This window comes from Candidatus Paceibacterota bacterium, assembly GCA_036517255.1.
Taxonomy (GTDB): Bacteria; Patescibacteriota; Minisyncoccia; order Phycocordibacterales; family WO2-35-19; genus DATDXE01.
Map to the genome: position 1 here is coordinate 15,088 of DATDXE010000016.1, position 12,291 is coordinate 27,378.

15 protein-coding genes and 3 tRNA genes are annotated in these 12,291 nt (G+C 41.0%); all 18 read left to right on the forward strand.

The genetic code is table 11. The features are described 5' to 3' along the window. Window positions 1-17 precede the first annotated feature (17 nt). The 18 genes from VJH67_03280 (at window position 18) to VJH67_03365 (ending at window position 12,231) form a co-directional block, all read left to right on the forward strand. Complete coding sequence (locus VJH67_03280) at window positions 18-596, forward strand: CAP domain-containing protein (GenBank protein ID HEY4516182.1); 579 nt, start codon at window positions 18-20, stop codon at window positions 594-596. Further along, window positions 583-1,212, forward strand: coding sequence for a class F sortase (locus tag VJH67_03285; GenBank protein ID HEY4516183.1), 630 nt, complete (start codon window positions 583-585; stop codon window positions 1,210-1,212). The genes VJH67_03280 and VJH67_03285 overlap by 14 nt, the downstream gene beginning before the upstream one ends. 21 nt (window positions 1,213-1,233) lie before the next feature. Then, window positions 1,234-1,776 (forward strand): CAP domain-containing protein, encoded by a 543-nt coding sequence (locus tag VJH67_03290; protein HEY4516184.1) that lies wholly within the window; start codon window positions 1,234-1,236, stop codon window positions 1,774-1,776. 56 nt (window positions 1,777-1,832) lie between these two features. Beyond that, window positions 1,833-1,915: transfer RNA gene (locus tag VJH67_03295), tRNA-Tyr, on the forward strand. Then, a complete protein-coding gene (locus VJH67_03300) occupies window positions 1,882-2,715 on the forward strand; it encodes a hypothetical protein (GenBank protein ID HEY4516185.1) in 834 nt (277 codons plus the stop codon). Before VJH67_03295 ends, VJH67_03300 begins: the two co-directional genes overlap by 34 nt. Before the next feature lie 387 nt (window positions 2,716-3,102). Then, a complete protein-coding gene (gene murD / locus VJH67_03305) occupies window positions 3,103-4,404 on the forward strand; it encodes a UDP-N-acetylmuramoyl-L-alanine--D-glutamate ligase (GenBank protein ID HEY4516186.1) in 1,302 nt (433 codons plus the stop codon). Beyond that, window positions 4,405-4,704 carry a hypothetical protein gene (locus tag VJH67_03310; GenBank protein ID HEY4516187.1) on the forward strand — a complete coding sequence of 100 codons (300 nt, stop codon included), beginning with the start codon at window positions 4,405-4,407 and terminating at the stop codon, window positions 4,702-4,704. 97 nt (window positions 4,705-4,801) lie between these two features. Then, the gene (locus VJH67_03315) at window positions 4,802-5,653 is read left to right on the forward strand and encodes an aminotransferase class IV (GenBank protein HEY4516188.1); all 852 of its coding nucleotides are present in this window, start codon (window positions 4,802-4,804) and stop codon (window positions 5,651-5,653) included. A 14-nt stretch (window positions 5,654-5,667) separates the two neighbouring features. Then, window positions 5,668-5,844, forward strand: coding sequence for a 50S ribosomal protein L33 (gene rpmG, locus VJH67_03320; protein ID HEY4516189.1), 177 nt, complete (start codon window positions 5,668-5,670; stop codon window positions 5,842-5,844). Between the two features lie 119 nt (window positions 5,845-5,963). Beyond that, a complete protein-coding gene (locus VJH67_03325; protein ID HEY4516190.1) occupies window positions 5,964-6,158 on the forward strand; it encodes a hypothetical protein in 195 nt (64 codons plus the stop codon). A 1-nt stretch (window position 6,159) separates the two neighbouring features. After that, window positions 6,160-6,426 carry a type II toxin-antitoxin system mRNA interferase toxin, RelE/StbE family gene (locus tag VJH67_03330; GenBank protein HEY4516191.1) on the forward strand — a complete coding sequence of 89 codons (267 nt, stop codon included), beginning with the start codon at window positions 6,160-6,162 and terminating at the stop codon, window positions 6,424-6,426. Between the two features lies 1 nt (window position 6,427). Continuing rightward, window positions 6,428-6,498: transfer RNA gene (locus VJH67_03335), tRNA-Trp, on the forward strand. Between the two features lie 42 nt (window positions 6,499-6,540). Then, window positions 6,541-6,762, forward strand: a complete 222-nt coding sequence (locus VJH67_03340) for a type II toxin-antitoxin system HicB family antitoxin (protein ID HEY4516192.1) — start codon at window positions 6,541-6,543, stop codon at window positions 6,760-6,762. 1 nt (window position 6,763) lies between these two features. Then, complete coding sequence (locus tag VJH67_03345) at window positions 6,764-6,994, forward strand: type II toxin-antitoxin system HicA family toxin (protein ID HEY4516193.1); 231 nt, start codon at window positions 6,764-6,766, stop codon at window positions 6,992-6,994. 23 nt (window positions 6,995-7,017) lie between these two features. After that, complete coding sequence (locus tag VJH67_03350) at window positions 7,018-8,778, forward strand: ABC transporter ATP-binding protein (GenBank protein ID HEY4516194.1); 1,761 nt, start codon at window positions 7,018-7,020, stop codon at window positions 8,776-8,778. A gap of 13 nt (window positions 8,779-8,791) precedes the next feature. Further along, window positions 8,792-9,325 (forward strand): hypothetical protein, encoded by a 534-nt coding sequence (locus VJH67_03355; GenBank protein ID HEY4516195.1) that lies wholly within the window; start codon window positions 8,792-8,794, stop codon window positions 9,323-9,325. A gap of 22 nt (window positions 9,326-9,347) precedes the next feature. Then, window positions 9,348-12,155 (forward strand): TraM recognition domain-containing protein, encoded by a 2,808-nt coding sequence (locus tag VJH67_03360; protein ID HEY4516196.1) that lies wholly within the window; start codon window positions 9,348-9,350, stop codon window positions 12,153-12,155. 2 nt (window positions 12,156-12,157) lie between these two features. Continuing rightward, window positions 12,158-12,231: transfer RNA gene (locus tag VJH67_03365), tRNA-Ala, on the forward strand. Window positions 12,232-12,291: the final 60 nt, after the last annotated feature.

Here is a 12,291-nt window from a genome sequence, read left to right on the forward strand (position 1 = left end):
TTAATTTCCAAGCCACTATGCTTTCTAAAAAAGCTTTTCTAGTTTGCCTTGTGATTTTTGTAGTACCGTTTTCGGCCCGGGCTTCTTCGCTTACCTCTTCAAATGTAGCATCTGAAATAAATAGAATTCGTAATGAACAACATCTTCATGTCTTCATTCCAAGACAGAGTTTGAATAGGGCAGCTAAAGCCAAAGCCGATGAGATAGCCGTAAGAGGATTTCTTTCACACACGGAAGTTATCAAAAATAAACCGTGGGGTTGGCTTTCTTCTCAAGATTACCAGTATTCCAAAGCGGGGGAAATACTTGCTGTCAATATAAATAGTGCTGAAGCCCTTGTAGAAGCATGGATGAGTTCTCCTTCACATCGGGCTACTTTACTCTCTGCTGAGTTTACTGAAGTCGGTATAGGTATAAGTGCCGGTTTTTATGAAGGTAAAGAAAGTAATTTTGCCGCTGGGTTTGTCACTTTACCAAAATCAGAAGTAGAACAAGAAAATCATGATGTAAATGAAATTCTAAAACTTATAGATCTTCTTAAAAATCTTTTAGCTAATTACCAAAAACTTTTGTCGCAAATAAATGCAAATCGTTAATATAAATAAAAAAGTATTTCCCCTGGTCATTATAAATTCTGCTGTGGTTTTTCTCGCCACTTTTCTCATCATGAAAAATTTGGCAGAAAAAAGTAGACCAGAAACTATTTTACCCCTCATTTCTCTTGAAAGTGAAAGTGAACAAACAGTCAAGGTTCAGCCGATCGTAATGAGGATAGAAAAGATAGGTCTCGACGCTCCTATTGTTCCGGTAGGTAAGGCAGCTTCAGGGAGCATGGCTGTACCTAAAGGTTACGACGAAATTGGGTGGTATAAACATGGCGTTTCTCCGGGGGAAGTAGGTAATGCTGTCTTTGCTGGACATGTCGACAATGGGAAGGGTAATCCCGCCATCTTCTCTCGACTGAAAGATCTTACGATAGGGAATACGATAGAGGTAGAAAATGAGGATGGGCAAAAGATTCTCTTCAAAGTTACTGGTATGAAGCTAATTCCTTACAACAGCGAACCACAAATAGAAATATTTGGTCCAGCGAAAGAAGCTCGCCTCAACCTCATTACTTGCGATGGTACCTGGATCCCTAGACTCAAAACTTATTCTGATCGTCTTGTGGTATTTACTGAAAGAGTAGAGCAAGTAGAGTCGATTGATTAATTTATAATAATTTAGCATAATATGAGGGTGTTCAAAGACGTCAAAAGAGCTATGAAAAAAAGAGAAGTACTATTACTCAAAATATTTTCAGCTGTACTTGTCCTGTTTATCGGGGGTATCTCATTATCCACTTCTTTTAGGGGCAATGTTGTCGAATCTCTCTCCTCTATCTATGGAAGTGTTTTAGTAAGCCTTACCAATCGCGATCGCACCCTTCTCAATATTTCGGAATTAAAAGTGAGCCCGATTCTCGAAAAAGCAGCTCAAATGAAAGCCGACGATATGGCGAAGAAGGGCTACTTTTCTCATAACACTCCCGATGGTAAGACTCCTTGGTATTGGATCGACCTTGTAGACTACAAGTATGTCGTAGCGGGGGAGAATTTGGCGGTGAATTTTAATGAATCTGAAAATGTCCAAAATGCTTGGATGAATTCGCCTACTCATCGGGCCAATATAGTAAACAGCAAATTTACCGAAATCGGTATCGCTTCCTCGACCGGTATTTATAAAGGAAGGGAAGCGGTGTTCGTAGTCCAATTGTTTGCTACTCCTGCAAAATAATTTTTATTTTGTTAGTCTTTTAATAAACTTGAGAATCTGTTAGAATCGTAAATGACGCGTCGGTCGGATAGCGGCTATTCCAGGAGACTGTAAATCTCCCGCCCAATGGGCATCAGTGGTTCGAGTCCACTCCGACGCACACTTGTTTTTATTTTTCTTGTATGTCATGATTTGAAAGGGAGATCTTTCAGTATGCCGACTATTTATGACCTGACCTGGAGAGAGACTTCCTTCCTCTCCAAACTGCGGCTGTTTTTTGCCGCTATCAGCAAGCATCGGAAGGATCGCAAATCTTCCGAGTTAACCCTTCGTGCAGCCTCTTTCTCGGCTGTGTCGAGCACTTACTACTCGATCGCGGCTACCGCCAGAGCTCATCTCGATGAAGCAAAGGCGTGCGAGAACATAAGCGGGCTCTTTTGGCTGGCTCTTTGGGGTTTGACCTGGGCGCCGCTCGGTGGCTGGTGTCACCTACGGATGCGGAGTTTTTCCGACATGACTTATCACATGCTCGGTTACACCGGCATGACGGCTGATCAACTCGATATTCGCCAGAGCATTCTCGTCGCCCTTGGGGGTTACAAGGATGCTCTCGAGTGTATCGAAAAGGCCATGTTGAAGAACGGGGTTAAGGCTCACACTCGCGGGCTTTTGTTTGTAGGGAAGGCTCACATCGCCTATAATCTCTATGACTTTGCTCTTGCTCGTGAGGCTGTCGCTTCAGCCGCACGATTGGCACACATCGCGATGACTGCTGGTCAAATAAACCAAGCGGCCCGTATCTATCGCAAGTGCGCTGATATTCTCGACGCAGTCTCAGGATCTGATGAGGATCCGCGTGTTATAGAGTGGCGTAATCTGGCCCAAATTCTGGCTCGCCAGTCTGGCTCGTCCGATCAAATAATGAAGCAGGGGCAGCCGATTCTCGTCAACAGGAAGTAGTTTATCCCTCCGGGGATCTAAAGCCCCCCACCTGCGCATAGGTGGGGGGCTGGTTGTTTATTACTTTGTTTTAAAATTTAAATTTTGTGGGAAAATATATTATAGAAAGGTTCCAGCATGCCATCGATCTCCAACTCTGTAGCGGTCGTAATTTTTGGATTACATATAGCCGCGATCATCGTTTTGTTGTTTGCGATTTTGCGTGGCCGTGTCCGTCGGAAAAGAGCTTTCTCTGGTGTGCCCTCCCTGTCTGGGTCAAGTCACCAGATTCAACAAGAAGACGAACATCCATCGTGGCCGCCTACGGCTTAAGCACAACTCGCGCTCGCTTTTTCCCTACTAAGGGAGAGGCGAGCGTTCGATTTATATGCTAATTTAGACGCAAGGATGGATTTGAAAAATAAAAAAGTTTTAATGATGGGGTTGGGGATTTTGGGGGGTGGAGTGGCTACCGCTCGTTTTTTGGTAGGTAAAGGAGCGGAGCTTACCGTGACTGATTTGAAATCGGAAGATTATTTGAAAACCTCACTCGATTTGCTGAAAGATATTTCTTCTCAAATTAAATTTGTCCTAGGGGAACACAGGGAAGAGGATTTTTTGAATAATGAAATCATTGTTATCAATCCCGACGTGCCAGCTGATAATAAATTTGTAAAGCTAGCTAGAGAAAACGGAAAACAAATAGAAAATGAACTGACTCTTTTCTACAAATTCTCCCCATGCCAAACTGTAGTCGGTATCACTGGCACTAGAGGCAAGACCACCACTACTAATTGGATAAATCACATTTTAAATTCTGCAGGTCGAAAGGCTCGGGTGCTCGGTAACGACCCGAAAAAACCACTTCTATCTGAAATTAATGAATGTGATGCTGAAACCATTGCTGTCATAGAACAACCATCTTTTCTTCTTGAAATTATGGATATTTCCGCTGTTTCCCCTCATGTCGCTGTCGTTACTAATATATTTCAAGACCATTTAAGTCGGCATAAAACTATGAAGGGCTATGCTTTGGCTAAAGCAAACATTTTTAAAAAACAGAAAGCTGGTGATTTCCTGATCCTGGATCCTGAAGATGAGTGGACTCAATTTTTCTTAAATCTCTCACCTAAAGCAAAAGTCGTTTACCCATCAGTCGATGCTTTATCGGGTTTTGACGGCGCTAGTTTCGCCAAAGAATACGGAAGGCATAGCCTGAAAAATTTCTTACTCTCTGCTCACGCTTGTTTGGTCTTAGGTGTCAGTGTAGAAGATATTATAAAATCAGCTGAAACCTTGCCTCAAATAAAGTGGAGGCAGGAAATTGTGTTTGAAAATGAGAGGCTCCAAATATATAACGATACTGCGGCATGTTCCCCTGAGGCCACTATGGTAGCCCTGGAAAGATTTAGTGGGAAAGATAGAAAACTGATACTGATATCTGGGGGAACGGATAGAGAACTTGATTTTAGAGAATGGGGGGTGATGGTAAAAAAATATTTGGAACCGGAAAATATTATTTTGCTTTCTGGGACTGCGACGGAGAAAATGAAGAAAGAATTGGGCTCTAAAGTAGAAGAGCATGATATTTTGGAAGAGTGTTTCAAAAGTGCTTTGGAGAAAGCAAAGGGAAATAATGCGATTATACTTTTTTCCCCTTCTTCTAAAAGCTTTGAAAAATTTAATAAACTAGTTGAGGAGGCGTTCTGAATGAACAGCAAAATCTTGAAGGCATATCGTGTCCTTCTGCAGAAGTCATCGGCGGGAAAGACACCAGAGGAAGTGGCGGAGGAGACGCTCCAGCACTACGACGGTAAGCGTCTCGGCGAACTTTTGGCTGACCAGTTTCTCACGGAATTGGCGGCTAACGAAAGGTTGCCGTTCCAACTCAGGGCAAGAGCTTGCGACCTGATCACCGAAGTCTCAGTGGCGTTCCCGCCCCAAAAAGGGAATCCCACTCCGGAACAGGTTCGTCAGTACTCTCTGGCTGGTGGTTTGGCCACACCATAGCGCCCAGATTTTATGGGACACGCCCGCTTCCTCGAAGTTAGAGGGGCGGGCTTTGCATTTGAGAGTACTTTAGAAGATAATAGTAACTTCAATAATTATGACTGAGTACTGCTATTTAAATGGAAGTATCCTACCGCTTTCAGAAGCCAAAGTCTCAGTCCTCGATATCGGAATGCTTCGTGGCTATGGCGTATACGATGGGATTACTGCTTTAGGTGAAAATATTTTTAGATTCAAAGAGCATTGGGAAAGGTTTGTAAATGGTGCTCATGCCTTGAGTCTCAATATTCCTATTACCGAAGAGCGATGCGAAAAAGTAATCAAAGAACTTTTGGGGAAACACGGGTTTTCTCGATCGATAATAAGATTGGTTCTTACTGGAGGTTCTACTATAGCTGGGATTGAATACGATTTTAGTAGCCCCACCTTTTATATTTTGATAGAAAAATGGGAGCCTCTGCCCAAAGAAATTTATGAAAAAGGGGCTAAGCTTTTAACTTATGATTTTCAAAGAGATTGGCCTGAAGTCAAAACTATAAATTATATTCGAGGGGTGAACCTGCAAAATTGGAGAAAAGAAGAGGGGGCTCTTGAAATACTTTTTATCCACGATGGGGAAGTGCTTGAGTGTGCTACTAGTAATATTTTTATAGTGAAAGATGGAAAAATTATTACTCCGGGGGAAAGGGTGCTGCATGGCATCACAAGAAAGGTGGCTATTGAACTTATGAAAGATAAATATGAAATAGAAGAGAGGATAGTAGAACTAAGTGAACTCAAAACAGCTGATGAAGTATTTCTCACTTCTTCTTTTAAAGACATCGTGCCAATAACTAAAATTGACGATTTTGCTGTGGCCCATGCGTCCCAGTCCCAGGGGCATCCTGGGACCATTGGACCCATTACTCAAGAGCTCATGACAGAGTTTGCAAAAGTTCTTAATTCCTGATATATTTGGCCCCTATGTCGCAGGATCAGCTTATAGCATTAGTAAATAAGAAAACCGGAGAGGTTTATTTTACTCGTAAAAACAAAAAGAAAGTCGAGCGAAAACTCGAACTTAAGAAATATGACAAAACTCTTCGTAAAAGGGTAGTCTTTGCTGAAGCCAAACTTCCATTAAAAAAGATAAAGAAATAAGAGGAAAAGAGGTTGTGGATAACTAGCTTGCAATTATTTACACCCTTGTTACTATCAGTAATGTAAATCGCCACGCAAGTGGCGATTTACATTTGTCGTACTTTTGCTACAATAACCCTATGAACTTAATGACTATCACAACTAAAGATAGGGGTGTCAAAAAATACAGTGTTTCTGTAGATCTTTCAGTTTTGGAGAAATTAGCTGGAGCCCTAGGCCTATTCAATCCTAAATTTGTAAAAGATATAAGTGAATCTTTAAGAGATATGAAATCAGGACGCATCATAAAATCAAGAAGCTTAAAGCATATCTAACATGCAGGTGGTCTATACCAGGAAGTTTGTCTCAATGTATAAAGAACTTCCTGCCTTAATAAAAAGAAAAGCTGAAAAACAAGAAGCTCTGTTCAGGGTGGATATGTTCCCCCCATCTCTAAATACAGAAAAACTTTCTCCCAAGCATGCGAATATGTGGAGTTTTCGAGTGGATATGGCTTACCGTGTCATTTTTCATTTAAGTAAAAATATTGTAGTATTCCTCTATATCGGTCATCACAAAGACATCTACCGATTCAAATTCTAAAGGGTCTATAGTTCAGTGGTAGAATTCTCCTCTCCAAAAGGAGAGACCGAGGTTCGAATCCTCGTGGACCCGCCTTCGCCTCGCAGTTTTGATAAAATATGTTATAATACCTCTATGAAAACTATCATTCAATTTACAATTCAAAAAGGTGATAAATTCTATACCGCTCACGCGAACGACTTTCCTATTTTCACTCAAGCCGAGACTCTTGATGAGCTTGTCAAAAATATCCAAGAAGCGACAGATTTACATTTCTCTGACGAGAATCTTTCCGAGAATGGTTTAGGCTCCACTCCTTCTTTATTGGTTAATTTCGAAATTCCTCAGTATGTCTAGGATGAGGGTCCTCGGTGGTAAGGACTTACTTAAGATATTTTCTAGTTTTGGTTTTAAAGAAATAGATCAGCGCGGTAGTCATTTAAAAATGAGGCGTATTGTAGATGGAGATAAACAAACTTTGACTGTACCCATACATAAAGAAATTGATAAAGGCTTACTCAAACAGATATTTGTCCAAGCCTCCCAATATATTTCTGAGGAAGAATTGAAGCCGTTCTTTTATAGTTAGATTAATTGCGGTATATTTTATCTATGCAGAAAGAAAATTATTCCACTTTTGCTCTGATTCGCAACTTGCTCACATTCGTCAAACCTTATCGAGGTAAATTTTTCCTGGCTTCGATTCTTCGTGTTCTAGGTGAAGTCGTCGGACTTTATCCAGTCTATGCTGTGGCTGGGATTACGACATTTTTTACTGCGCACATATTAGGCGAATCACTTCTGCCTTTCTGGTACATCATGGGTATTTTCACTCTCACATCTTTAATTTATTTTGTGGCTATGTATTATGCTAACTTTTTAGGATATCCGATTGCTGAAAAAACGGCCATAGATACAAAACTCAAGGCGATAAAACACATTTTTTCTATTGATATAGATTGGCACGAAAAGGAAAATACAGGCAACAAAGTAAAGAGGATAGAACGTGGTAGTGATGCTGTGAATAAACTTTTACGTATGTGGCTCGCATCCTTTATAGATATAGGGGTGAACTTTTTTGCTGTTATTTTTATTATTGCCCACTTTGATCAATTGATTGCATTTTTCACTCTACTTTTTCTTATAATCTATCTATCAATTTCCGTTTTTTACACTCGTAGTGCTACGAAGGTCAAAAGAGCGGAGAATCTCAAGAGTGAAGAAATGTCCGGCCTCATTTTTGAGTCAGTAAATAATATCCGGAGTGTCAAAGTGATGTCGATGATGCACCCACTAATGTCCAGGCTTGCAAACTTAGGTAACGAGCTTTACGAACTCATCCGAAGACGTATATTTTGGTTTCAGTTTGGTGGTGGAATAAAAAATTTAGTAAGCCAAATATTTCGTATTGCCATGATCGCCTACATTGGCTGGGGTATCATGCAAGGTCAGTATGAATTAGGATTCCTCATTCTTTTCTATGGGTATTTTTCAAGTATCCAAGGAGCCATAAGTAAACTCGCGGATGCCTCTCAAGAGTTTGCTATCGCTAAACAAGATATTGCGGGAATGATGAATGTGCTCGAGGTAAAACCGGTTACTGATGTAGAGAAGGGGAAAATACCTATGCCTCAGGATTGGCAAACTATACACTTAAAGGACGTTTCTTTTGCATACGGTGATAAAAAAGTTCTTGATGGAGTAAGCTTCACAATATCGCGAGGTGAGAAGATAGGCATCATGGGTCTTTCTGGAGCTGGCAAGTCGACACTTTTTAAACTCCTGCTCAAAGAGCGTGAAAATTATGGTGGCGAAATATTGATCGATGACCTACCTCTTCGTTCAATCAGTAAATCCGACTATTTTACTCATGCTGCGGTTGTGTTACAAGATACAGAAGTATTTAATTTTTCATTGCGTAACAATGTGACGATATCCAACTTTAAGAAGAGTACGGATGAAAAACTTTTTGAGAAGGCGCTAAGTGTGGCGCACGTTTCGGAATTTGCTCGGGCTCTTCCTCAAGGAGCGGACACATTAATCGGGGAAAAAGGGGTGAAGCTTTCTGGCGGCGAGAAACAGAGAGTGGGCCTCGCTCGTGCAATATTTAAGGACCCAGAATTGCTTCTCCTCGACGAGGCAACATCCCATCTTGATGTTGAGTCGGAAGCAAAAATTCAAGATTCTCTTCATAAATTTTTTCAATCGGTCACAGCAATTGTGATCGCACACCGTCTTACTACGATAAAAGAAATGGACAAAATTCTTGTAATGGAAGGTGGCAAAATTATTGAACAAGGAAATTTCTCAGAGCTCTATAAGAAAAAAGGACGCTTCTATGAATTGTGGGAAAAACAGAAACTTTTAGATTAATTTATAACTATCCATGTCGTCAGAATCCACCCCAACAAATGGTTTAGAAGGTAAAGAGGTTTTGGAAGATAATGCTCGCAAGTTTGTGCTCGCGAGGATTGGTTCTGAATTTTTGGAAAGGAATAATGTAACTTCGTTTGGCTTGACTGTAGATTGGTTGGAGACAGATGAAGAGAGTGAGAGAAAGGTGGTGTATAAGAAGTTTGATAATGGAGAGGTGCAGATTTTGTTGATTACGAAGATAACGAAAGAGGGTAGTAGAACTTCGGACAAAAAGAAAATTACTGAAGAGGAATATAGAGAATTGGTGGACTCCTCTGTACTACATCTAAAAAAGAAGCGTTATGAATTCGTATTTACTCAAAACGATATTCCGTTTAGTTTGAAATATGACGAGTTTGCGGATGGTAAACTTTTCATGTTGGAGGTAGATGCTAAGACGGATGAAGAGAGGAAAAGTTTTGATTTCCATGATTTTCCTTATGCTTTATCTGAAGTAACAGGAGACAATCGTTATTATGGATACAAGGTTGTAGAGATGCTGTGAGAATAGCTGTATAATTTAAAGCATGGAAATTACGGCTCTGGGTCAGGGGATGAAATTGCGCTCTGTGGAAGAGGAGCTTGTGTATTTGCGCGGGAAAATTGCTGAGAGAAAGATGCAGGGAGAAAAAATTGGGTTGCAGCAAAATGAGGAAAAAATAGCTAGGACGGAAATAGCCGAATATAAAAGAATAGCTCCGATACAAATTTTACATCCTGAGTTTAAAATAGATGAAAGTGAGGCTCTAAAAAAGGCAGGGGCGATAATAGGGGAAGGTGGCGATAGGAGGGAGGGAACCAAGCTTAAACTTACTCCTGAAGAGCATGACGATAAAATGGCAGAGCTCATGGCGCTAGTCGAGGAAAAGGGCATAAAGAATGCACTTTCGGTAGTGGAAAAACTGGGTGACTTCCATTTGACGGATGATTTCCATCGCTATTTAGTCGAATATATCAAGGAAGGTGGAAACGTAGGCAAAGTAAAAAGTAAGGATAGGCTACATAAAAGTTTGAAAATGGCTTTGTATGAAGTAGCTGTTTCTGATGATTCTAATTCGAGCAATCAAAATAGAGAGAAAACTTTGAAGGAAATAATATCGAGTATGGAACAGTTTTATGCTGGCATGCTCTCCATCTCTACTAAAGAATCGCTTAAGGAAGAAGGGGACAGTTTTATTTCTCTCGAAATAGGAAATAGCAATAAAAGCGGTGAAGTTATTTTTTATGTAGCGGTGCCTGAAAACCGCTCATCTCTTTTTGAAAAACAAATATTATCTGTTTTTCATGGGGCCAAAATCAGTCGGCTGATAGATGATTACAATATTTTTAACGAAACCGGAGTGACTCTCGGAGTAATAGGTAAACTGGAAAAAAGCGGCGCCTTCCCCCTCCGCACCTACGATTCATTCGACCACGATCCGCTGAACGCCCTTCTCAATAGTTTCTCCAAAGTCGATACAGAGGGGGAAGGCGCCGCGATTCAGCTCATCTGGAGTCCTGCCGGCGATTCGTATGTCAAAAGTTATCGAGGGGCTTTGGACAAAATCCTGAAAGGCGTTTCGGTAAAAGAGGCTCTCGATATGCCAGAGAGCCTTTCTGGCAGCATCTTCAAAGAATTTAAAAGTTTTCTTAATGCCGGAAAAACAAAAGACAAAGACAAGCCAGAAGAAGTAAAAAATATAGATCAGATAGCAGTGGAAGAAATAAAAAGGAAAATAGAGAGTCCTATTGTTAAATGTAATTTGCGTATCCTGGCTTCCTCTAGGACTGAGTCGGAAGCTAAAGAAATATTGGAGAGTATCGAGTCGAGTTTCAACCAGTTCCAAAATACTACGGGTAATACTCTGAAGTGGATTCCAATAAAAGGTTCTGACCTTAAAGACTTAGTACGCAATTTCTCTTTTCGCATGTTCGATGATGCAAATAAAATTCCCTTGAGCCTGAAAGAAATTACGACTATGGTACATTTCCATACCGGTGCCATTACTTCCGGCGACCAATTGAAACAAACACGCTCTACTACTGCTCCAGCCCCAGTCGATATTCCAAAAGAGGGTACACTGCTTGGTATGAACAAACACCGCAATATCGAGACGGCTGTTTTCATGTCCGAGGAAGATAGGCTTCGTCATTTTTATACCATAGGCCAGACAGGTACAGGAAAATCGACACTTCTTAAAAATATGATCATCCAGGACATTCGTGCTGGTAATGGAGTTTGTATGATCGATCCTCATGGTAGTGACATCATCGACGTTCTAGCTAATATTCCTCCAGAGAGATATGAAGACGTAATCTATTTCGATCCTGCTTATATAGAAAGGCCAATGGCTCTCAACATGCTCGAATACGACCCAAATTTCCCAGAGCAAAAAACCTTTGTTGTGAATGAACTTTTTAGTATTTTTAGAAAACTTTATGGTTCTGTGCCTGAGTCGATGGGGCCAGCTTTCGAACAATATTTCAGAAATTCAGCCCTGTTGGTGATGGAAGATCCGGATTCGGGCAATACTTTAGTCGATGTGTCTCGGGTTCTTTCCGATAAAAAATATCGTGAGTACAAGATAAGTAAATGTAAAAATCCACTCATTTCCCAGTTCTGGATCAATGCGGAGAAAACTACTGGCGATCAGGGACTTTCGAACTATGTGCAGTATGTTACTAACAAGTTTGATGTTTTTTTACAGAACGACATCATGCGACCGGTTATCGCTCAAGAAAAATCTTCCTGGAATTTCAGGGATATTATGGACAATCGCAAAATCCTCCTAGTCAATCTCTCGAAGGGTCGACTAGGGGACATCAATGCGAACCTGATTGGCCTCATTCTTGTCGGTAAAATACTGATGGCCGCTCTGTCGCGTGGTTCTGAATCTGTTAACCTACCGCCTTTTTACTTGTATATAGATGAATTTCAAAATATCACCACCGACTCGATCTCGACCATACTTTCCGAAGCTAGAAAATACAAACTTTCGCTCAATATCGCGCATCAGTATATTGCCCAACTTGAGGAAAAAATTCGCGATGCAGTTTTTGGGAACGTAGGCTCCATCTGTGCTTTCAGAGTAGGAGCTGAAGATGCGGAGAAAATAGAAGGCCAGTTTGCTCCAGTTTTCAATGCTCACGACCTGATGAACGTCGACAACAGGAATGCTTACTTGAAGCTCCTGGTACACGGCCGGCCAGTGAAGCCTTTTAATATAGAAACCATTTCGCCTCCTCAAGGTGATGTTTCAAAAATAGAACATATCAAAGAGCTTTCTTATGCAAAATATGGTAAACCTCGCGAGGAGGTTGAAAAAATGATTTTAGAGAAGTATAAACTTATATAAACGGGCCCATAGTATAGTGGTAACACGCGTCCATGGCATGGACGAGTCGGGGGTTCGATTCCCCCTAGGTCCACCAAATTTGATTTGCATCAGAATTAAGAATGCGGGTACGGAGAATCGAACTCCGATCTGCTGC